18 protein-coding genes and 1 pseudogene are annotated in these 21,648 nt (G+C 73.1%); 11 read left to right on the forward strand and 8 right to left on the reverse strand.

Annotated features, from left to right (window positions below; translation table 11 throughout):
• Positions 1 to 227, reverse strand: a 227-nt coding sequence (locus HF577_RS29020) for an excalibur calcium-binding domain-containing protein (RefSeq protein WP_169399167.1), incomplete at its 3' end; no start/stop codon positions are given.
• A 122-nt stretch (positions 228 to 349) separates the two neighbouring features.
• Positions 350 to 784, reverse strand: coding sequence for a deoxycytidylate deaminase (locus HF577_RS29025; protein ID WP_169399168.1), 435 nt, complete (start codon positions 782 to 784; stop codon positions 350 to 352).
• Here HF577_RS29025 and HF577_RS29030 point away from each other — a divergent pair.
• The 4 genes from HF577_RS29030 to HF577_RS29045 are packed head-to-tail and all read left to right on the forward strand — an operon-like array spanning position 735 to position 4,774.
• Positions 735 to 2,300, forward strand: a complete 1,566-nt coding sequence (locus HF577_RS29030) for an HNH endonuclease signature motif containing protein (RefSeq protein ID WP_169399169.1) — start codon at positions 735 to 737, stop codon at positions 2,298 to 2,300. The two genes, HF577_RS29025 and HF577_RS29030, sit on opposite strands and share 50 nt — an antisense overlap.
• Before the next feature lie 4 nt (positions 2,301 to 2,304).
• Positions 2,305 to 3,249, forward strand: coding sequence for an aminoglycoside phosphotransferase family protein (locus HF577_RS29035; RefSeq protein WP_169399170.1), 945 nt, complete (start codon positions 2,305 to 2,307; stop codon positions 3,247 to 3,249).
• Positions 3,246 to 4,052, forward strand: a complete 807-nt coding sequence (locus tag HF577_RS29040; protein WP_312859440.1) for an MBL fold metallo-hydrolase — start codon at positions 3,246 to 3,248, stop codon at positions 4,050 to 4,052. The genes HF577_RS29035 and HF577_RS29040 overlap by 4 nt, the downstream gene beginning before the upstream one ends.
• Positions 4,049 to 4,774: a hypothetical protein gene (locus HF577_RS29045; RefSeq protein ID WP_169399171.1), complete on the forward strand. Its 726-nt coding sequence runs from the start codon at positions 4,049 to 4,051 to the stop codon at positions 4,772 to 4,774. The genes HF577_RS29040 and HF577_RS29045 overlap by 4 nt, the downstream gene beginning before the upstream one ends.
• Before the next feature lie 7 nt (positions 4,775 to 4,781).
• On the opposite strand, the gene HF577_RS29050 is transcribed toward HF577_RS29045, so the two are convergent.
• Together HF577_RS29050 and HF577_RS29055 are read right to left on the reverse strand one after the other, a co-directional pair.
• Positions 4,782 to 6,176 carry a selenium-binding protein SBP56-related protein gene (locus HF577_RS29050; protein ID WP_169399172.1) on the reverse strand — a complete coding sequence of 465 codons (1,395 nt, stop codon included), beginning with the start codon at positions 6,174 to 6,176 and terminating at the stop codon, positions 4,782 to 4,784.
• 370 nt (positions 6,177 to 6,546) lie between these two features.
• Positions 6,547 to 8,406 carry a glycoside hydrolase family 127 protein gene (locus tag HF577_RS29055; RefSeq protein WP_169399173.1) on the reverse strand — a complete coding sequence of 620 codons (1,860 nt, stop codon included), beginning with the start codon at positions 8,404 to 8,406 and terminating at the stop codon, positions 6,547 to 6,549.
• Between the two features lie 199 nt (positions 8,407 to 8,605).
• On the opposite strand from HF577_RS29055, the gene HF577_RS29060 reads away from it, so the two are divergent.
• Positions 8,606 to 9,580 carry a LacI family DNA-binding transcriptional regulator gene (locus HF577_RS29060; RefSeq protein WP_312859441.1) on the forward strand — a complete coding sequence of 325 codons (975 nt, stop codon included), beginning with the start codon at positions 8,606 to 8,608 and terminating at the stop codon, positions 9,578 to 9,580.
• Positions 9,581 to 9,589: 9 nt separating this feature from the next.
• Here HF577_RS29060 and HF577_RS29065 read toward each other — a convergent pair whose 3' ends face one another.
• Complete coding sequence (locus tag HF577_RS29065; protein ID WP_169399174.1) at positions 9,590 to 10,624, reverse strand: LacI family DNA-binding transcriptional regulator; 1,035 nt, start codon at positions 10,622 to 10,624, stop codon at positions 9,590 to 9,592.
• A 171-nt stretch (positions 10,625 to 10,795) separates the two neighbouring features.
• Here HF577_RS29065 and araB point away from each other — a divergent pair, with 171 nt between their 5' ends.
• From araB to HF577_RS29090, 5 genes are all read left to right on the forward strand, one after another.
• Entirely contained in the window at positions 10,796 to 12,523 is a 1,728-nt protein-coding gene (gene araB, locus HF577_RS29070) for a ribulokinase (protein WP_312859442.1), read from the forward strand.
• On the forward strand, positions 12,520 to 13,206 hold the full coding sequence (locus HF577_RS29075) for an L-ribulose-5-phosphate 4-epimerase (RefSeq protein ID WP_169399175.1): 687 nt from the start codon (positions 12,520 to 12,522) through the stop codon (positions 13,204 to 13,206). Before araB ends, HF577_RS29075 begins: the two co-directional genes overlap by 4 nt.
• Positions 13,203 to 14,702: an L-arabinose isomerase gene (gene araA / locus HF577_RS29080; RefSeq protein WP_169399176.1), complete on the forward strand. Its 1,500-nt coding sequence runs from the start codon at positions 13,203 to 13,205 to the stop codon at positions 14,700 to 14,702. The genes HF577_RS29075 and araA overlap by 4 nt, the downstream gene beginning before the upstream one ends.
• Positions 14,703 to 14,830: 128 nt before the next feature.
• The gene (locus tag HF577_RS29085; protein WP_407692249.1) at positions 14,831 to 15,763 is read left to right on the forward strand and encodes a U32 family peptidase; all 933 of its coding nucleotides are present in this window, start codon (positions 14,831 to 14,833) and stop codon (positions 15,761 to 15,763) included.
• Between the two features lie 233 nt (positions 15,764 to 15,996).
• Complete coding sequence (locus tag HF577_RS29090; protein ID WP_169399177.1) at positions 15,997 to 16,785, forward strand: alpha/beta hydrolase; 789 nt, start codon at positions 15,997 to 15,999, stop codon at positions 16,783 to 16,785.
• 24 nt (positions 16,786 to 16,809) lie between these two features.
• Here the strand turns inward: HF577_RS29090 and HF577_RS29095 are convergent, their stop codons facing one another.
• Both HF577_RS29095 and HF577_RS29100 read right to left on the reverse strand, forming a co-directional pair.
• Positions 16,810 to 19,542 carry an ATP-binding protein gene (locus HF577_RS29095; RefSeq protein ID WP_169399178.1) on the reverse strand — a complete coding sequence of 911 codons (2,733 nt, stop codon included), beginning with the start codon at positions 19,540 to 19,542 and terminating at the stop codon, positions 16,810 to 16,812.
• 58 nt (positions 19,543 to 19,600) lie between these two features.
• Positions 19,601 to 20,614, reverse strand: a complete 1,014-nt coding sequence (locus tag HF577_RS29100) for a zinc-binding alcohol dehydrogenase family protein (RefSeq protein WP_169399179.1) — start codon at positions 20,612 to 20,614, stop codon at positions 19,601 to 19,603.
• 74 nt (positions 20,615 to 20,688) lie between these two features.
• Between HF577_RS29100 and HF577_RS29105 the strand changes: the two genes are divergently transcribed.
• Positions 20,689 to 21,036 (forward strand): winged helix-turn-helix transcriptional regulator, encoded by a 348-nt coding sequence (locus HF577_RS29105; RefSeq protein WP_211175007.1) that lies wholly within the window; start codon positions 20,689 to 20,691, stop codon positions 21,034 to 21,036.
• A gap of 95 nt (positions 21,037 to 21,131) precedes the next feature.
• On the opposite strand, the pseudogene HF577_RS29110 reads toward HF577_RS29105, so the two are convergent.
• Positions 21,132 to 21,648, reverse strand: a pseudogene (locus tag HF577_RS29110) (fasciclin domain-containing protein); the annotation flags it as partial.

Here is a 21,648-nt window from a genome sequence, read left to right on the forward strand (position 1 = left end):
GGGCTGGTGGTGGCCTCGTCGAACTCGCTCTCGCAGGCGATGCCGTTGCCGTCGGCGTCGAGGCGTTCGGGGTCGCCGGGCCGGGAGTCGAACGCGGCCTGGGCCTCGGCCTGGCTGGCGAAGTCGGAGCAGTCGCGGTCGGGCTGCTGGGCGTTCGCGATACCGGCGAAGGGGAGCGCGGCGCCGGCCGCGAGGACGGCGGCAACTGTGATGTTGCGGATGCGCATGGAGTTGGGCCTCACTGGGTCGGGGAACGATCCTGCGCGATTCGGGGTCGCGCGGGAGGACCATCGGGACAATCCGGACCGCTGTTACAAACAGCCTGTAGAGGCCCCGCTGCTCAGAGTGATCATGCTTCGGTCGGAAGGCAGCCCGCTTCTTGCAACTTCTCGACCAGCACCCCGGCCACAGCCAGTCGTGCGAGCCCCGCATCCGAGCGGTACGGCAGCGCGTAGACGACGGCCACCACAGCGACGTTGATGATCCGGCCGGTGCAGGCCTTGCACGGGGAATGCGTGCAGTACAACGCCGTCCCGCGCGACGAGACCCCGTGGTAGGCCGCGTTGAGCAGCGCAGTCTCTTCCGCGTGCAGGCTGTCGGTGCACGGCTCGTCATCCACGTGAACGCTGTGGGGGAGGCCGCGAGGGGAGCCGTTGTACCCGCCGCTCAGGTCCCGGCCGTCGCGAGCCGGCACCGCGCCCACCGACAACCGCGGACAGGTCGATCGTCGGGTCGTGCAGTCCTGTGTATGGCTGGCCGATGATTCACAGGTACTGCTGATCATTCCTCTGACGAGCTGGGCGGGGTTCGCGGGTGCCTGCGACTTGCGTCGATCAAACGAGCGCCGCGCAGGCGACGATGTTGTCACCGGCGGCGGGGCAGAGGCGGAGCCGGAAGCCATCGCCGAATGGCCGTTGACCTGCGACGAAGGACATCAGTTCGAACATGTGTTCGAGTATGATGAAGGGGTGTCGGACAGCCCGCTCACCACCGCCCATCGCCTCCTGGTCGAGGCGATCGACGCGCTGCCCGCCGCCACCGACTCCGCTACCGATGACGAGCTGCTGTCTGTGCTCACCCTGTGCGAGGGCACGAGCCGGCGGCTGGACCGGGTCGTCGTTGCCACCGTGTCGACTTTGGAGCGGCGGGGCACGTTCGCCGAGCGGGGCTACACGTCGACGCCGGCGGCGTTGGGGGATCTGCTCGGCTGGGAGCGGTTCGAGGCCCGCACCCGGGTGGTCGCCGCCGAACAGGTGTGCCCCCGGGTCGGGCTAGACGGCACTCCGCTGCCCGCCCGGTTGGCCTCCACCGCCGAGGTGTTCGCCGCCGGCGCCACGGGTCTGCGGCACGTCGCGGTGATCGCCCGGGTGTTGGCGAGCCCGGCCGCGGAGCGGCTCACGCCCGAGGTGTGGGCCGGTGCGGAAGCCCAGCTCGCCGAGAAAGCCGCGGTCTATACGCCGTCGGAGCTGCAGGCCTGGGGTACCGCGCTGGTCGAGGCCCTCGACGAGGACGGGCCCGAGCCCGATGACCGGCCGCCCGCCCCGGTCAACGAGCTGCACCTGGTGCGTCACCGCGGGAAGGCGGGCGGCGCGCTGAAGGGCCGGTTCGATGACGCGGCGATGTTCGATGCCATTGCCACCGTGGTCGACGCCCACGCCCGGCCCGCCACTGGCGATGAGCAGCGCAGCCTCGCGCAACGTCAGGCCGACGCGCTGGCCGATGTGTGTGGGTATGTGCTCGACCATGGTGATGTGCCCGAGTGCGGTGGGCGGCGCCCGCACCTGAATGTGTTGGTGCGGCTGGAGGACCTGGAGAACCGGGCCCGCGCCGCGTGTTTGGACTTCGGTGGCACGTTGTCGCCGGAGTCGTTGCGGATGCTGGCCTGTGACGCCGCGGTCGTGCCGGTGGTGTTGAACGGGAAGGGTCAGCCGCTCGATGTCGGTCGGGTCACCCGCACGATTCCTGATGGTCTGCGCCGCGCGATCGCCGCGCGTGACCGGGGGTGCGCCGGGTGTGGTCGGCCGCCGTCGTGGTGCGAGGTCCACCACATCAAGGCTTGGCAGGACGGTGGTGACACGGCCCTGCACAACTGCGTGATGTTGTGCCGGGCGTGTCACCGGCTGCAGCACCATTCCGAGTGGGAAGTCCGGATCCGCGACGGGTTGCCCGAGCTGATCCCACCGCCTGGATCGACCCGCAACGAAGACCCCGCCGAAAACCACTCCTGCACCTCGCCGCTTAAGCGCGCACCCGCACCCGGAAAAGGCGGGTGCGGCCGCGTGCCCGTCCTGGAAGGGTGAGCCGGTGATCGACGTGCCGCGGGTGCTCGCCGAGAACGCGGTGCACGCATGGGGCGACGAGGGCCGCCGCTGGCTCGCCGAGCTGCCCGATGTGCTGGACGCGGTCCGCCGCGACTGGGGAGTCGAGGTCGGGGAGATCTACTCCCTGAGCTACAACTGGGTCGCACGCGCCCGCCGTGCCGACGGGACGCTCGCCGTGCTGAAGCTCGGGCCGCCGGGGCCGGGGCACCTGGCCCAGGAGGCGGCGGCCCTCGCAGCCTACGGCGGCGACGGCGCGGTGCGCCTGCTCGCGCACGACGCGGCACGGGGCGCGCTGCTCCTGGAGCGGGCCGAGCCGGGCACTATGGCCCGCGACCTCGTCCCCGGCAGCGACGAGGATGCGACGGCCGTGGCGATCGGCGTGCTCCGACGGCTGCACGCCGCGCCGGTGCCCGAGGCAGGCCTGCTCGACCTGCACACGCTGCGCCGCGGCTTCGTCGGCCATCTCGCCCGATACCCCGGCGACGACCCGTTGCCGCGGGGGCTCGTGGTCGCCGCCCTGACCCTGTTCGACGAGCTGTGCGCCTCGGCGCCGCGCCGGGTCGTGCTGCACGGCGATCTGCACCACGACAACATCCTGCGGTCCGGCCAGGAGGGCTGGCTCGCCATCGACCCGCACGGCTATGCGGGCGACCCGGGGTTCGACACCGGCCCGCTGCTCTACAACCCCGATCCCGGCCGCCGCGACCCCACCCTGCTGGCGCTGGTGCCGCGCCGCGTCGAGCAGTTGGCCGACGGGCTCGGCCTGCCCCTCGAGCGCGTCACCCGCTGGGGCTTCGTCGCCGCGATGCTGTCGGAGGTGTGGGACGCCGGCGACGGGCGGTCCGGTGGCCGTGCGCTCGCGGTGGCACGGCTGCTGGCCGCGACCCTGCCCATGCGCGTGGCGATCGAGCATGATGGAACCCCGTGAGCGAAACCATCACCGTTGAGCGGCGGGATCTCGGTATCGGGGTCGTCGGCGGACCGACCACCGTCATCGACATCGGCGGCCTGCGGCTCGTGGCCGACCCGACCTTCGACCCGCCCGGCGAGCAGCGATACCTCACCAAGCTGCGCGGGCCTGCGGTCGAGGAATCCGACCTGGGCAGCGTCGACGCGGTGCTGGTCAGCCATGACGTTCACCCCGACAACCTCGACGAGCGGGGGCGGGCCTTCGCGCTCGCGGCCCCGCTCGTCGTGTGCGGGCCGCAGGCCGCGCGCCGTCTCGGGCCCCCCGCCACCGGGCTGGAGCCCTGGGCGTCGATCACCCTCGCCCGCCCCGACGGTGCGGGGGACCTGACCGTCCAGGCGGTGCCCGCCGTGCACGGTCCGGCCGACGGTGACCGCGACGAGGACGGGAACGTCAACTGCGAGGTCACCGGCTTCGTCCTGACGGGCGACGGGCTCCCTACGGTGTACGTCAGCGGCGACAACGCGTCGGTCGCCGCAGTGGCAGAGATTGCCCGGCGCGTGGGGTCCGTCGACGTGGCGGTGCTGTTCATCGGCGCGGCCCGGGTGCCGCAGCGGGAACGCGGGCGGCCGCTCACGCTGACCGCCGAGCGGGCGGCGGCGGTCGCCGCCGTGCTCGGTGCGCCCGTCGTCGTGCCCGCCCACTACGAGGGCTGGGCGCACTTCAGCGAAGGGCTCGACCGCGTGGTCGGGGCGTTCGACGACGCCGGGCTCGCCCAGGTCCTGCACGTCGAACCCGCCGGGTCGTGGTCCGTGCACAGATGACCTCGACGGCAGCCGACCGCGTACGGCATGTCCGGGAGGCCGCCCGCGAGAACGCCGAGTGGTGCGACGCGGTGTGCCGCTCGCACGGGGTTGCGGGCGAGTTCCGCTCCGACGCATGGACGAACCCGCGCCGGACGCCGCCCCTGTACCCGGACGGGGTGACCCTCACCGCCGCGGCGTCCGCCCGCGAGGTGCTGGCCCGGATCGACACCTCGTCCCCGGGCGCGTCGGTCAAGGACAGCTTCGCGTGCCTGGATCTCACCTCCGCGGGCTTCGAGGTGCTCATCGAGGCTCAATGGGTGCGCCGGGCCGGGGACCGTCCGGTAGCCGGGGCTCCGCAGGCCGTCCGGTGGGACGCCGTGCGTACTCCCGAGATGCTGCCGGCGTGGGAGGCCGCATGGGCGGGCGACTCCGGACCGAGAGGCGTGTTCCGCGCCGGGCTGCTCGATGAGCCCACCGTGCTCGTCCTCGCCGGTCACCTCGGCACCCGGATCGTCTCCGGCGCGGTCGCGCACCGCAGCGCCGAGGTCGTCGGGCTGTCCAACGTCTTCGACGTGGACGACGACATCGACCGGGCGTGGGCGGGAGCCCTGGCCGCCGTGGATCGGTACGTCCCGGGTCTACCGGTGGTCGGCTACGAACACGGCCCTGGGCTGGACGCGGCGCTCCGGCACGGCTGCACCCCGATCGGACCCCTGCGGATCTGGACGTCCACCGGGTAGCGGGTGGTCAGCGGTAGCAGTAGGAGTCCGACGACGCGTCGCCGCCCTGCAGCCGGATCTGGTGCACGCGCAGGCCGCGGAAGTCGTCGCCGTGGGGGAAGAAGCTCTCGTCGATGCTGAGGCCGCCGTCCGGGTCGGCGTCGAGCTTGGCCATCCAGGCGCCGACGCCGCCGGGGTAGAACTGGTCGTCCCACGCGCCGTAGAGGGAGTTGGTGAAGTAGACGCGGCGCCCGTCGCGGCTCACCTCGACCATCTGCGGGGCGCCGGCCAGCGGCAGGTCCGGCCGAGCGGGGTGGGGGGTGCGCCCGACGATGCCACCGAGCCGCACCGACCCGGTCTGCCGCGGGCGGGCGGGGTCGCTGACGTCGAACTGCTTCATCTCGCCGGTGCCCCAACAGGAGACGTAGAGGAAGTGGTCGTCGACGGAGAGATCGATGTCGGTGACCAGCGGCGGCACCGCGCCGAAGGGCTTCAGTGCCGGCGGCAACAGGTCGGGGTCGGCGGGTTCGGCCGGGATGGAGATGACCTTCTCGATCGTCCACTGCCCGCCGTCGCGGTGCCAGCGCCACACCGAGGCCGAGAGGTCGTCGGTGGAGATCACCACCCCGACGAATCCCCAGGTGGCCTCCGGGTCGTGGGAGGGGCGGACCTCCAGCACCATCTGGTGCTGGGCGCCCAGATCGACGCTCTGCTGGTGACGGCCGGTGGCCAGGTCCCAGAAATGCAGGTGGTGGCCGTACTTCTGGCCCAGCAGCAGCTCGGGCACGACCCCGTTCTCGATCATCGAGGGGCTGCCCCACTCGCTGGAGATCAGCACGTTCTGGTTGAGGTGCCACCACGCGTCGTAGTGGAAATGCTGGGGCCCGCGGTCGGTCTCCCAGGCGCGCAGGACGTCGAAGGTCTCGTGGTCGAGCAGCGCGATGCCGCCCGGGCCGTCGTCGTTGCCCGGAGGCCCACCGAGGCAGGTGAGGAACACCCCGTCGGGGCCGCAGTGCAGGGTGTGCGGACGGGAGTAGCCGGCCTTGGCCGCGAGCTCCTTGCCGTCGATGGTCTTCACCAGTGTCGGTTTGCGGGGGTCAGGACCGGTGTCGAGGACGTAGATGCTGGACGACCGCAGGCCGGGCACGAGCAGGTAGCGGCGCGCGAGCCCGTCCATGTCGTGGCCCTCGTGCTTGAGCGCGCTGCTGCAGGCGTTCCAGCCGAAGTGGTGCAACTCGTCGCCCACCGCGGGCATGTCGGTCCAGCCGATCACCTCGCCGTAGTCGTCCGACTCCGGGTCGAGGCCGACCACGGTCATCGCGTCGCTCGTCGTGGCGCCACGGTCGAAGGCGACCACGTACGCGAGCTCCTCCGCGGGGGCAGCTGCGGCGTCGGCTGCGGTCCTGTAGAAGGTCGGGTCCATTGTGGGCTCCTCGTTACCGGAAATGGTGATCTCACTGGATCCGTGCGTTTCCTGTACGGTTCTGCCGCCGCAGCTGTTTCGTGATCAGAACGCCCGCGTCTGGCATTTCGGAACGATCTCGCCGGGTTCTCGGAACCGTCTGGGGGACGGTAGGCGCGTTACCCACCACTGTGAAGTGGTGCGCGCCCGAATCGTGCCGGTCGATCATCATCCGGTACCGAGGTGTCATTAACGGGGACGTGCCGACCACGCGCGATGGATGGTTCCGTAGTCGATGACGACGATCCCCTCCTGCTCCACGAGGGAGGGCACCTTCTCCCGGGCGGCCGGCCCCACCGGTAGTGGGTCGTGTCGCAGACGGCGGGATGGGTCAGATCGTGGGAATCCAGACCCGCATCGGACCGGCACCTCGGTTGGCCCACGCGTAGTACGGGACGAGGGTCAGGTCGAGCTCGCCGTCGGCGTCGGTACGGCCCCGCGTGGTGACGACGGTGACGCCGCCCAGCAGGTCGGGCCGGTGCTCGCTCGCCGCGGGGGCGGCCGGGTCGATGTGCAGGTCGTCGACGGGTGCGGTGTGGTCGGCCTGCTCCGCCGCGTAGACCAGCGGCCCTCGTTCGACGGCGACGCACCCGCGCACCGCGTCGACCCGGGGGTGCGCGACGGTGGTGCGCACGTCCATCGGCAGCCGCAGCTCCACGACGTCGCCCGGGGTCCAGTCCTGCTCCAGGCGCGCGTAGCCGGGCCGGACCTCCTGGGTCGTGCCGCCTGCGGTGACGGTGGCGCCCCCCGCCCACCCCGGCACGCGCAGCGACAGCGCGAACCGGCCCGGCGCGGCGACCACCCGCACCCGCACCAGGCCGTCCCACGGGTACTCGGTCTCGACCACCAGCTCGATGTCGCCGCTGGTCACCGTGCCGGGCGCGTACTGGTGCAGCTGGACGCCCCTGGCGTCGCGCGTGGCGACGTACCCGTCGAGGCTGGCGAGGGTGCGCATCACGTTGGGCGGGCAGCACGCGCAGTCGAACCAGCCGCGGCGGCCGTGGGCGGGGGAGCGGTTCTCGTCGGCGTGGGCGCCGCCGCGCAGCTGCAGCGGGTTGACGTAGAAGAACTCGGCGCCGGCCAGCGAGATCCCGCCGAGGAACCCGTTGAACAGCATGCGCTCGATCGCGTCGGCGTAGAGGGCGTCGCCGGTGGCGAGCAGCATGCGCCACGCCCACTGCACCCCGCCGATCGCGGCGCACGTCTCCGCGTAGGCGCGGTCGGTCGGCAGCTCGTACGGGTCGCCGAAGGACTCGCGGTCCCAGCGCGACCCCAGGCCGCCGGTGACGTAGGTCTTGGTGGCGATCATGTCGTCGAACTGCCTGCGCAGCGCACCCAGCAGCTCGCCGTCGCCCAGCTCGGCCGCCACGTCGGCGGCCCCCGCCGCGAGGTAGACCGCGCGGACCGCATGCCCCTCCACCGTGGTGGCCTCGCGGACCGGGACGCGGTCGGAGAAGTAGGTGGGCTCCTGCCCGTAGGCGGCGATCAGGCCGTGGCCGCGTGCCTCCACGAAGTAGCGCGCCAGCTCCAGGTGACGGACCTCGCCCGTCTCGCGGTACAGCTCCACGAGTGCGGTCTCGATCACCGGGTGGCCGTCGACGTCGTGGCGGCGGTCCTCGCCGAACGTGGCGGCGAGGTGGTCGGCGAGCTTCACCGCGACGTCCAGCAGCGCGGTGTCGCCGGTGCACCGGACCTGCGCGACGGCGGCCTGGATGAGGTGCCCGGCGCAGTAGTGCTCGTGGCTCCACGGCAGGTCGGCGTAGCGGCCCCGGTCGCGGTGGCGGACCTGGACGACGGAGTTGAGGTAGCCGTCGTCGGCCTGGGCGGCCGCGACGACCGCGGTGACCTCCCGCTGCACGGCGAGCAGCTCGTTGGACGGGTTGCGGGCGTACTCCCAGGCCGCCGCCTCGAGCCACTTGTACACGTCGGAGTCGGCGAAGATCGGGCCGACGACCTCGCCGGCGGAGACACCGGCCGCGATCCGCAGGTTCTCCAGGTTGCCTGCCTCGTCGAGCCGCCTGCGGCCGAGCGGGATGGCCGCTGCGCCGTTGGCCCGCTGGCGCTGCGCCCAGAATCCGCCGGTGATCCTCGACTCCCCGAGGCCAATCGGCTGCAACCGCACACTGGCCGTGTCGGTGGGGTGGGCGGGTCCACGTGCGGTGCCGAGGGTGCGGGGCGAGGTCGTCGTCATGCCGCTCCTGTGCGCGCTGTCGAGCCGGACGGAAACTGAGGAATTCGTTTTCCGTCCGAAGGTAGGGCGCCCTCCTCGATCGGGTCAACCCTTGGACTCCGGGTTTCCCGCGGCGCCTCGGTAAGCTGCGCGCGGCACGGAACGAACGGAAAGGGGCCGTCCGCTGACCAGCAGTCCAGCCGGCCGGACCGGCGCCGTCGTGCGCATCACCGACGTCGCCGCACTGGCCGGCGTCTCGCCGGGCACGGCGTCCAAGGCGCTCAACGACACCGGGCAGCTGCGCCGGGAGACCCGCGAGCGCGTGCGGCGCGCCGCGGAGCAGCTCGGCTTCACCCCCGACGGTCGGGCGCGCGCCCTGTCGTCCGGACGCAGCTACACGGTCGGCCTGGTCACCACCGACAGTTCCGGCCGGTTCAGCATCCCGATCATGCTCGGCGCGGAGGACGCGCTGAGCGCGGGCGAGATGGCGCTGTTGCTGTGCGACACCCGCGACGACCCGCTGCGCGAGCAGCACTACCTGCGCACGCTGCTCGCCCGTCGCGTCGACGGCATCATCGTCACCGGCCGCCGCACCGAGCCGCGGCCGCCGATCGCCGTCCCCATTCCCGTCGTCTACGCGTTCAACGGCTCGACGGACCCGGCGGACGCGTCCGTCCTCGTCGACGACAGGGGCGGTGCGGCGTCCGCCGTCACGCATCTCACGGACGTCGGACGGTCCGCGATCACGCACGTCACCGGCCCGGAGCGGCACCGCAGCGCCGTCGAGCGGGCGACCGCGGCCACCGAGACGGCCGGTGCGGCGTTCCGCGGGCCCCCGCTGTACGGGGAGTGGAGCGAGCGGTGGGGCCGCCAGGCGGTCGACCTGCTGCTGCGCGCCCACCCGGACCTGGACGCGATCTCCTGCGGGAGCGACCAGATCGCGCGCGGTGTCTGCGACCGGCTCCGCGAGCTGGGCAGCCGCATCCCGGAGGACGTCGCCGTCACCGGCTTCGACAACTGGGACGTGATGGCACTGGCCTGCCGGCCGCCACTGACCACTGTGGACCTGGAGCTGGAGGAGCTGGGCAGGCGGGCCGCCCGGATGCTGCTCGACGCCGTGGGCGGCCGGCCGCACTCCGGTGCGCTGGAGCTAACCACCCGGCTCGTGGTCCGGGGCTCGACGTTGCCGGACTGATCGCGGCGATCATCGGGCTGCGGGGCCCGAGCTGCGGCGCACCACCAGCTCCGTGGGGACCAGGGGTGGCGGGGTGGCGTCGGCGGGCGACTCCTGCGGCCGGATCAGGTCGAGCAGGAGGTGCACCGCCCGCTGCCCGGCCTCGGCGAAGTGCTGGCGGACCGTGGTGAGGGGTGGCCGGAAGAACTCGGCCTCGGGCACGTCGTCGAACCCGACGACGCTGACGTCCTCGGGAACGCGGCGGCCGGCCTCGTCGAGTGCGCGCAGCGCGCCGAGGGCCATCTGGTCGTTGGCGGCGAAGACGGCCGTGAGGGCGGGGTCGGCGGCGAGCATCGCCCGCATCCCGCAGTAGCCGGACCGGGCGCTCCAGTCCCCTTCGACGAGCGGGGGTTCGGGGGCCCCCGCCGCGTGCAGCGCGGCTCGCCAGCCCTCGACGCGCCAGCGGCTGTCGAGCCAGTCCTGCGGGCCGGCCAGGTGGTGCACGGTGCGGTGGCCGAACTCGAGCAGGTGCCGGGTGGCCGCCTGCGCCCCGTCGAGCTGGTCGGTGCCCACGGCGGTCGCGCCGGCCGCCGCGGCCCCGGCCAGTCCGCCGACGAAGATCGCGGGCAGGGCCCGCAGGCCGGCGGTGAGGGCCCGGACGGCGTCCTCCTGGGTGGCCAGCGCGATGACGCCCTCGACGGACTGGTCCTCCAGCCGGGTCAGCGCGCGCATCACCGCGTCGGAGCTCACCCGGTCGACGACCGCGATGCTCACCCCCAGCCCGAGGGCGCCCGCGGCCTGCTCGACGCCGTAGAGCGTGGTGACCGGGCCGTGCAGCACCGTGTCGAAGGTGATCACGCCGAGCGTCCCGGACCGGCGCGTGGCCAGCGCCCTGGCCACCGCGTTGCGCCGGTAGCCGAGCTGCTCCATCGCCGCCAGCACCTTGTTCCGGGTGGGCGTGCTGACGTGCGGGGACCCGTTGACGACGCGTGACACGGTCTGGTGGGAGACCCCCGCCAGCCGCGCCACGTCCGTCATGACGGGGGCGGGCGCCGAGTCGTGCATGCGTGCATGCTGCCCCAAACCGGGCCGCGGAGTGAGCGCCCCCGATCACGGTGCCCCCGGCCGGGTGACGCCGGTGGACGAGACCTGATCAGCGGAGCAAGGACCCCTTGACAAACCTTGTTAGCGCTAACAATGTGAGCGTTCACACCGTCGTGAGAAGGAGTGGGCTTCGTGAGCAGTCCCGGGGAGCGCGCCGTTGACCCGCGCCGCGCCGTGGCCGTGGGCATCGACTTCGGCACCTTGTCCGGCCGGGCCGTGGTGGTCCGGGTGGCGGACGGGGAGGAGCTCGCCGACGCCGTCCACCCGTACCCGCACGGGTCGGTGGAGCGGACCCTGCCCGCCACCGGCGCCGTGCTTCCGCCCGACTGGGCGCTGCAGGTGCCGGCGGACTGGGTGGAGGTGCTCCGCACCGCCGTGCCGAAGGCCGTGGCGGCGTCCGGGGTGGATCCGCGTGACGTGGTCGGCATCGGCACCGACTTCACGGCGTGCACGGTGCTGCCGACCCTCGCCGACGGCACCCCGCTGTGCGAGCTGCCGGAGCTGGCCGGCCGCCCGCACGCGTATCCGAAGCTGTGGAAGCACCACGCCGCGCAGGCCCAGGCCGACCGGATCACCGCACTCGCCGAGGACCGCGGCGAGGCGTGGCTCGCCCGGTACGGCGGCCGGATCTCCTCGGAGTGGGAGTTCGCGAAGGCGCTGCAGCTGCTGGAGGAGGACCCGGAGGTCTACGCCCGCACGCAGCGCTGGGTGGAGGCGGCCGACTGGATCATCTGGCAGCTGTGCGGGACGTACGTGCGCAACGCCTGCACCGCCGGCTACAAGGGCATCCACCAGGACGGCCGCTACCCGGGCCGGGAGTATCTCGCCGCCCTGAACCCCGGGTTCGCCGACTTCGTCGAGGCGAAGCTGGAGCACCCGATCGGCCGGCTCGGCGACCGCGCGGGCGGGCTCACGGCGCAGGCTGCCGCGTGGACCGGGCTGCCCGAGGGCATCGCGGTGGCCGTCGGCAACGTCGACGCGCACGTGACGGTGCCCGCGGCACAGGCCGTCGAGCCCGGCCAGATGGTGGCGATCATGGGCACCTCGACGTGCCACGTGATGGTGTCCGACCGGCTCGGCGAGGTGCCGGGGATGTGCGGCGTCGTCGACGGCGGCATCCTGCCCGGGCTCTGGGGCTACGAGGCCGGGCAGAGCGGGGTCGGCGACATCTTCGGCTGGTTCGTCGATACGAGCGTGCCGCCGAGCTACCACGAGCAGGCGGCCGAGCGCGGCCTCGACGTGCACGGCCTGCTCACCGAGCTGGCGGCCGGCCAGGCCGTCGGCGAGCACGGCCTGGTCGCGCTCGACTGGCACTCCGGAAACCGCTCGGTGCTGGTCGACCACGAGCTGTCCGGGCTGGTGGTGGGCCAGACGCTCGCCACCCGGCCGGAGGACACCTACCGCGCGCTGCTGGAGGCCACCGCCTTCGGCACCCGCACGATCATCGAGGCGTTCGAGCACGCAGGCGTGCCGGTCGGCGAGCTGGTGGTGGCGGGCGGCCTGCTGAAGAACGCCCTGCTCATGCAGATCTACGCCGACGTGTGCGACCGCCCGCTCTCCACGATCGGCTCCGACCAGGGCCCGGCGCTCGGCTCGGCCATCCACGCCGCGGTCGCCGCCGGGGCGCACCCGGACGTCCACGCGGCAGCGGCGGCGATGGGCAAGGTCAACCGGGCCGTGTACCGGCCCGACCCCGCTCGGGCGCGCGCCTACGACGACCTCTACGCGGAGTACGTCCGCCTGCACGAGCACTTCGGCCGCCGCGGCGCAGGCGGCGGAAACGACGTGATGCACCGCCTGCGCGCCCTGCGCGCGGAAGCCATCAGGACGAAGAACACGAGCGGGAAGGACGGCCGGTGATCCCCGAGTCCGCGAAGGAAGTCGTCGACGAGCTGCGCGAGCAGGTCGCGGCGCTGCACGGCGAGCTGGTGCGCTACGGGCTCGTCGTGTGGACGGCGGGCAACGTCTCGGCCCGGGTGCCCGGGCACGACCTGTTCGTGATCAAGCCCAGCGGGGTGTCCTACGACGACCTCACCGCGGACGCCATCGTCGTCTGCGACCTCGACGGTGAGCTGGTGGACGGTGAGCTCTCCCCGTCCAGCGACACCGCGGCGCACGCCTACGTGTACCGGCACATGCCCGAGGTCGGGGGAGTGGTGCACACGCACTCGACGTACGCCAGTGCGTGGTCGGCGCGCGCCGAGCCGATCCCGTGCGCGTTGACGGCGATGGCCGACGAGTTCGGCGGGCCGATCCCGCTCGGCCCGTTCGCCCGCATCGGCGACGACTCGATCGGCCGCGGCATCGTCGAGACGTTGGCGGGCCACCGCTCCCGCGCCGTGCTCATGCAGAACCACGGGGTGTTCTCGATCGGTCCCGACGCGAAGGCCGCGGTGAAGGCGGCCGTGATGTGCGAGGACGTGGCGCGTTCCACGCACATCGCGCGTCAGCTCGGGCCGCTCGTCCCGATCCCACCCGACGACGTGGACGCGTTGTTCGATCGCTACCAGAACGTGTACGGCCAGACGGGGGCCCGGCGATGAGCGAGGACCGCGAGATCTGGTTCCTGACCGGGAGCCAGGGCCTGTACGGCGAGGACACCCTCGCCCAGGTCGCCGCCCAGTCGCAGGAGATCGCCCGTGCGCTCGACGCCTCGGGCGCCGCGCCGGTGCGGATCGTCTGGAAGCCGGTGCTGACCAGCTCCGACGGCATCCACCGGATGACGCTGGACGCCAACGCCGACCCGCGCTGCGTCGGGGTCACCGCGTGGATGCACACCTTCTCCCCGGCCCGGATGTGGATCGCCGGGCTCGACGCGCTGCGCAAGCCGCTGCTGCACCTGCACACCCAGGCCAACCGGTCGCTGCCGTGGGCGACGATCGACATGGACTTCATGAACCTCAACCAGGCCGCGCACGGCGACCGGGAGTTCGGCTACATCCAGGCGCGGCTCGGGGTGGTCCGCAAGATCGTCGCGGGCCACGTCGAGGATCCCGAGGTGCAGCGGCGCGTCGGGGCGTGGGCCCGGGCGGCGCTGGGCTGGGCCGAGGTCCGGTCGCTGCGGCTGGCCCGCTTCGGCGACACGATGCGGGACGTCGCTGTCACCGAAGGGGACCGCACCGAGGCCCAGTGGCGCTGGGGCGTCACCGTCAACGGCTACGCCGTCACCGACCTCGCCGAGGCCGTGCACGCGAGTCTCGACGCCGACGTCGACAAGCTCGTGGCGGAGTACGAGGACCGCTACGACGTGGTGCCGGAGCTGCGTGCGGGCGGCGACCGGCACGAGTCGCTGCGCTACGCGGCCCGGATCGAGCTGGGGCTGCGCGAGCTGCTCGCGGCGTCCGGCTCGATGGCGTTCACCACCAACTTCGAGGATCTCGGCGCGCTGCGCCAGCTCCCCGGGCTCGCCGTGCAGCGCCTGATGGCCGACGGCTACGGCTTCGCGGGCGAGGGCGACTGGAAGACCGCGATGCTGCTGCGCACGCTGAAGGTGGCCGCGTCCGGGCTGCCCGGCGGCACCTCGTTCATGGAGGACTACACCTACCACCTCGGCCCGGGACGCCCGCGGGTGCTCGGTGCGCACATGCTGGAGGTCTGCCCGACCGTCGCCGCCGCCACGCCGCGGGTGGAGATCCACCCGCTCGGCATCGGCGGCCGCGAGGACCCGGTGCGGATGGTCTTCGACGCCGCCCCCGGCCCCGGGGTCGTGGTCGGCATGTCGGACATGGGCGACCGGTTCCGGCTGGTGGCCAACGAGATCGAGGTCGTCCCCGCCGACGAGCCGCTGCCGAACCTGCCCGTCGCGCGGGCGGTCTGGGAGCCCGCGCCGGACCTCCGCACGTCGGCGGAGACCTGGATCATGGCGGGCGGTCCGCACCACACCGTCCTGTCCACCGCGCTCGGCGTCGAGGAGCTCGACGACCTCTCCGAGCTGGCCCGCACCGAGCTGGTGGTGATCGACGCGGACACCACGCCGCGCCGCTTCGCCCGCGAGCTGCGGTGGAACCAGGCGTACTACCGCCTGGCCGGAGCCCTGTAGTCCGTCCCAGGGCGGCTCCCACTGCTCGACGCCGTCCCGCCTCGGGACGAAGATGACCGTGGTCGGTCGTGGCCGGAGCGAGCTGCTCGGTGGCGGCTGTCCGGGTCCCGAACGCGATCGGAGGAACAGTGGAGCAGCTTTTCCGCGAGGCACTGGTGGCGCGGGGGTTCGCCCGGTCCGACCACGGCGTGCCCGAGAGCGCCAAGCGCTTCCCGGACGGGGCGCAGTGCCGGGTGGAGATCCCGAGCACCGAGGGCCCGGACGTGCTCGACGCGGTGCTGGCCGAGGCCGACGCCCGTGGCGTGCCCGTGCACCGGGTGTCCCAGGGCAGCGGGGCGCTGCTCCTCACCGACGCCGAGCTGGAGCGGATGGCGGCGACGGCGGCCCGGCGGCCGGTCGAGCTGAGCCTGTTCGCCCGGCCGCTCACCGGCTGGGGTGCGGCGTCGGCGGCGTCCCACACACCGGGCGGGGCGGCGCTCGGTGCGCAGGCCCGCGGCACCGAGCAGTTGGTGCACGTGCTGGAGGACATCGCCCGCGCGGTGGACGCGGGCGTGCGCAGCGTGCTCGTCACCGACCTCGGGGTGCTGGAGACCGCGGCGTCGCTCCGCGCCGCGGGGGAGTTCCCGGCCGACCTCCAGTTCAAGATCAGCGTGCAGATGGGGCTGTCGAACCCCGCCGCGATCCGGCTCGCGGAGCGGCTGGGCGCCGACACCTACAACGTCCCCACCGACATGACGCTCGGAGAGCTCGCCGCGGTCCGCGCGGCCGTCGACATCCCGCTGGACGTCTACATCGAGTCGCCCAACGACCTCGGCGGGTTCGTCCGGCACGCCGAGATCGCCGACATCGTGCGGGTCGCCGCCCCGGTCTACCTGAAGTTCGGGCTGGCCAACACCCCGGTGATCTACCCGAGCGGCACACACCTGGACCAGGTCACCACCGCGCTGGGGCGCGAACGGGTCCGGCGCGCGCAGATCGGGCTCGAACGCCTCCACCGCACGATGCCCGACGCGGTGATGTCGGCGATCCCCGCCACCGGTCTGGCCCTGCCGAGCCTCTGAACCCGGGGCGACTCGGGAGCGGAATTCGGGCGACTCGCGGGTGGGGGCGTCAAGCTGACGTGCTCCGCGTCATGTCCGTGCGGCCACATCTCCTACGAACGGGCTAGGTACTCCGACTGGGCGCTTCGCGGCGCCCGGCCGGGAGTTCCCGATCTCGTGTCTTCGTGCGATATCCCGCGTATGTCGGTCCGGGTTTGCTGTCTCCTGCATCACCACTGGACCCAGGAGCAGTAATGAAGATCAGGAACATTGCCGTGGCGCTGGCGGCGACCGCCGCCGTCGGTCTGTTCACGGCGTCGACCGCGGCTGCGGCCGCGCCGGCCCGCGACACGCCGAAGCCGACCATCGTCCTGCTGCACGGCGCCTTCGAGGACGCTTCGGCCTGGAGCGGGGTCACCCAGCGGCTGCAGCACGACGGCTACCCCGTGATCGCCCCCGCCGTCGGTCTGCGGGGCGTCGCCACGGACACCGACCAGCTCAAGGGCGTCGTCGACGCCATCAAGGGTCCGAAGGTGCTCGTGTCGCACTCCTACGGCGGGATGCTCGTCAACGGGCTCGCCACGACCCCCGACGTGAAGGCACTCGTGTACGTCAACGCCTTCATCCCGCAGCCCGGGGAGAGCGCGGGGCAGCTGAGCTCGCAGTTCCCGGGCAGCCTGCTCGGCCCGAACACGTGGCACGCGGTGGACAGCCCGGCCAGTCCGGAGCTGTACGTCAACGCCGACAGCTTCCGCGAGGTCTTCGCGGGCGACGTCCCCGCCGCCACCGCGGCCGTGGCTGCGGCGCAGCAGCGGCCGATCCTGGCCACCGCGTTCACCGACAAGGTCACCGCCGCGCTCCCCGGCCCGATCCGCAAGTACGCGCTGATCTCCACGGACGACAAGGCCATCCCCACCGCCGCGAAGGTCTTCATGGCCAAGCGGGTGGGCGCCACGATCACCGAGGTCCCCGGGTCGCACGCCGTGACCGCCTCGAACCCGAAGGTCGTCGCCGACGAGATCGAGAAGGCCGCACGGTCGTAGGACCGCGTCGCGCCCACCGGCCCGTCACGAGGGGTGGCGGGCCGGTCCCGTTCCGGGCTCGTCCTGCCGGGACAGGACGAGCTTCGCCAGCTGCACCCGTGAGTGCACGCCCAGCTTGGTGAACACCGCGCGCAGGTGCGTGTTGATCGTGCTGGGGGACAGGTGGAGCTCGGCTGCGGCGGACCGGTTCGTGTGACCGTCGCAGATCAGCTCCGCGACGCGGCGCTCCATCGTCGTCAACGACTCCCAGCCGGTCGCGGCCCGCGGCCGCGACCCGGCAGAACTGCGGGGGTGGCGCGCTCCGGATGGCTGCAGCAGCCGCTGGACCCGCAGCACTGCGGCTGTGGCACCGCACGCGGCGAAACCGTCCCGGGCGCGCTGCAGCGACTCGGCACTGGACGGGTCGCCCCCGTCCAGTGCCGCCCGTCCGACCTCCTCCTCGGAGCGGGCCAGCAGCAGCGGACGCGGAGCCTGCCGCAGCAGGTCGACTGCTCCGGCCGGCTTCCCGATGACCAGCCCGTGCGTCAGGGCCGCGGCGCCCGCCATGCTCGCGACGCCGGGGTTGCGCGCCGCGAGCGCGCCCAGCACGTCGTCGGCGGCATGCAGGGTGTCGCCGTCGCCGTAGCGGTGGGCCGCGCACGCCGCCTCGACGAGGAGTTCCTCCGGCCACGGCACCGCCCCCGCAGCGAGCTCCCGCACGAGCCCGGCGGCGGCGTGGGGCGCGTCCTCCGCGAGGGCGAGCAGCGCCTGCCCGACCGGCACGGGGACCCCTCGCCGTTCGGCGTCGGCGATCCGCGACCGCACCTCGGACAGCTCGCCGCGATGGAGCGCGACCAGGGTGAGGACGTGCCACAGCCGAGGGTCGACAGCGGCGTCGCCGAGGTCGCCCGACCGCCTCAGAGCGGCGGTCGCGGCAGCCTGCGCGGCGTCGAGGCGGCCGGCGCCGAGCTCGAGGACGGCCCGGACCAGCGAGACCTGGGGCGCCTGCCAGGAGTCGGAGCCGGCGCCGTGGGCGTCGAGATCGGCCAGCCGCGCCAGCGCGCCGTCGATGTCGTCGAGACGGCCGCGGACCAGCAGCTCGCGCAGTTCCAGCCGGCTCGCGGGCAGGCTTCCCGCCTCGCCCGCGCCCTCCTCGGCCGCGGCTCTCGCCCGTTCGTAGTACCCGCGTGCCGCCCCGTACTCGTCGGCGCGTTCGGCCTGCTCGGCGCGGGCGACCAGCTGCAGCGACCGGGCGACCGGATCGGGGGCGAGCTCGCCGCCGTCCGAACCGGTGGCGAGCGCCGCGTAGGCGGCGAGCCGGGCGCGGAGCGCGGGAGCGGCCCCGGTGAACCGCGCGTCGCGGGTGCGCCCGGCGAGCTCGTCGAGCCGTCCGGTCGACCACAGGTGCGGAGCGAGGCTCAGCTGGGTGACCGCGGCCGTCCCGGGCGACACCGCCGGATCCCGGAGCACCCGGTCCACGAACGCCGCCGCCTCGTCGTGGTGCCGCGCGGTGACCAGGATCGCGACCACGTCGCGGGCCAGCTGCTCCCGCTCGGGATCGTCGTCGCCCACGAGCTCGAACGCGCGCTGGATGATCGTCACCGCAGTGAGGGCCATGGTCCCGAGCAGCTCCTTCGCCGCGCGTTGCAGGACCCGTACCGCGGTGGCGTCGCCGGGCACCGCCGACGCGAGGACGTGCGGGGCGGCAGCAGCGTGTCCGCGCCCCGAGGCGATGAGATGCGCGGCCACGGACCGGTGCATCACGGCCCGCACGGACGGCGGCATGTCCTGGTAGACGGCCCGGCGCAACAGCTCGTGCCGGAAGGTGATCGTGACACCGTCGTCGGTCAGCAGCCCGAGCCCGATGGCCTCTTCGAGGGGGCCGGTCAGCTGCGTGACCGGCTCGCCCAGCAGCTGCGCGAGATCGTCGAGCCGGGACTGCACCCCCAGGACGCCGGCCGCCCGGAGCAGGGCCCGGCACCGCTCGGACGTGCCTGCCGTGCGCCTGCGGACGCCGTCGAGCAGCCCGGCGGGCAGGTCGTCGCCGTGGTCACCGGCGTCGTCCGGCCCGATCAGGCCGCGGAGCAGGGCAACCGCCAGGAACGGGTTGCCGCGCGTGCCGAGAAGGCGCTGGGCCAGCTCCGGGCCGGCTGCGTGTCCCAGGTGATCGACGGCCACGGCGAGGACGGCCTCGTCGCGCAGCGGTGTCAGATCGATCCACCGCACCCACCGGCTCCGCTCCAGGCCGCCGACGACCTGGTCGGCCGGGCCCCCGGCGGCCGGACGGGTGCCGAGCAGAAACGCGATCGGTGTGGACTTGAGCCTTCCGATGAGGATGCGCAGCACGAACACCGTCAACGGGTCGGCCCACTGCGCGTCGTCGAGCGCGATGAGCAGGGGCGTCGACCCGGTCCGGCGCTGCAGCAGCACGGCCAGGTGCTCGACGAGCCAGAGCGGCTGCGCCGTGAGCGGTGCCAGGTCGAGGAACTCCTGCGAGTCGAGCACCGGCTCCGGGCTGCAGCGCAGAGCCGGACCGAGCGACGCCAGCGGGCTCAGCTCGTCGGTCTCGTGCGCGGCCGCCACGGCGGCGGTGAACCCGAGTGCCGTGGCCTGGTCGGCCGCCGCGTCGAGCAGCGCGCTCTTGCCGATCCCGGGCTCGCCGCGCACCACCACCAGCGCCGACCGGCCGCTCTGCGCGTGACGCAGCGCGGCCAGCACCGTGCCCAGCTCCGCGTCCCGTCCGCGCAGCGGCTGAGCGGCCTGGTGCGGGGCGGGCATGGGTCCCTTTCTATCAGCGACGGCCGTGCACCGCGGTCGGCGGCGGAAGCCGGGGGCGTCAGCCCACCGTGAGGACGATCTTGCCGATGCTCCCCGAGGCCTCCATCCGGCGGTGTGCGGCGCGCAGCGTCTCGGCGTTCAGCGGGCCGAGCCGTTCGGAGATGGTGGTGCGCAGCACCCTGTCGTCGACGAGCCGGGCGACCGTGTCGAGCAGCTCGCGCTGGTAGGTGCTCTCCGGCTCGTGGAGGGGCCGGGTGAACATGAACTCCCAGTGCCAGGCCTGGCTCTTCGACTTCAGCGGGAGCGTATCCAGGCCCTCGGGCTCGTCGATCGCGACGACCGCGCCGCGCGGGCGGAGGATCTCGGCGTAGGTCTCGACGTTGCCCGCGGAGAAGGGCGAGAGGATCGCGTCGACGCCGCCGGGGGCGACCTCCCGGATCTCCTCGCGCAGGTGGTGGTGGTTGACGACGTGGTGGGCGCCCATGTCCTGCACCCACCTCTTCGACTCCGGCCGGGACGCGGTGCCGATCACCGTGACCCCGGTGAGCTTGCGGGCCAGCTGCACGGCCATCGAGCCGACGCCGCCCGCGCCCGCCATGACGAGCAGGGTGCCCTGGCTGTCGGGGCCGAGCCGGAGGTGGTCGAAGAGGGCCTCCCACGCCGTGATCGCGGTGAGCGGGAGCGCTGCCGCCTCGGCGAAGTCCAGGATTCTCGGCTTGTGCCCGGTGATCCGCTCGTCGACGAGCTGGAGACCGGCGTTGCTGCCGGGGCGGGCGATGGAGCCCGCGTAGTAGACCTCGTCGCCGACCGAGAAGGATGTGACGGCGGCACCGGTGCCGACCACGACGCCCGCGGCGTCGAACCCGAGGATCTTCGGCTCACCGCCGGGATCGACGCCGGCGCGCACCTTGGCGTCGGCGGGGTTGACCGACACGGCGCGCACCTCGACGAGCAGGTCGTGCGGACCGGGCGCCGGGATGTCGATCTCGATGTCGATCAGCGCATCCGGGGCGTCGATCGGCCCGCTGTTCCGGTAGGCCACGGCGCGGGTACGGGTTGCAGTGTTCGTCATGCCCCGACGCTACCTCCGGGACAGTAGTAACCCGCAAGGGAACGTAGTTCCCCCGGGGTACTACGATGGGGTGCATGACGGAATGCGGTGCGAGGGACGTCTATGCGGCGAACTGCCCCTGCCGGTCCGTGCTGGACCTGCTGGCCGACAAGTGGAGCGCGCTGGCGCTGGGTGCCCTGGAGGACGGTCCCCGGCGGTTCGGCGCGATCAAGAACCGGTTGCAGGGCATCAGTCCCAAGGTGCTCACCGCGGTGCTGCGCCGGCTCGAGGACCACGGGCTCGTCACCCGGACGGTCTTCCCGGCGGTCCCGTTGCACGTCGAATATGAACTCACCCCGCTCGGGGTCGACGCGTGCCGCCCGCTGAACGCATTGCGAACGTGGGTCGAGGCGAACATCGACCGGTTCCCGGCCTCGGCCTGACGCCACCGTGCACACCGGTTGGCCACCACACACACGGCATGACGTGTGTGCGGTGGCCACGAGATGTGCGCGGTGGCGCAGAAATGTCTGCCGACCGGCATGAGCACCTTGTCGATCACGAAAACGGTGGCGTTGGACGTCGGGATGTTCCCGCACAGGACCGTGGCGGTGTTGCCCTTGCCGTCGATGACGGTCGGGGCGTCGGCGGTACCGCCGATGGTGACGTCGCCTCCCGCGAGCTCGGTGAGCTTGTTCGCCTCGACGAGGCCCGCGGCGTCGTAGCGCTTCGGCACGACGTGGTAGGACAGAATGGCGCCGAGCTGCTGCTGGTCGGACAGCAGGCCGTTGAACGCCTGGTCGCCCATCGTGGTCTTCACCTGGTCGAACGCCCCGTTGTAGGGGGCGAAGACGGTGATGGCCTGCTGCGAGTTGAGGGTGTCGGCCAGCCCGGGAACCGCCGTCACGGCGGAGACCAGGGTGCTGAGCAGCGGGTTCGTGGCGGCGGCGCTGGCCACCGGCTGCGGGCCCATGTTGTCGAGCGAACCGGGTGCGTCGCCCTGCGGGAGCTGGCCGCAGGCGGGTCCGAACACGTCGTCGTTGGTGGTGACGCCG

The organism is Pseudonocardia xinjiangensis, assembly GCF_012911925.1.
GTDB lineage: Bacteria > Actinomycetota > Actinomycetes > Mycobacteriales > Pseudonocardiaceae > Pseudonocardia > Pseudonocardia xinjiangensis.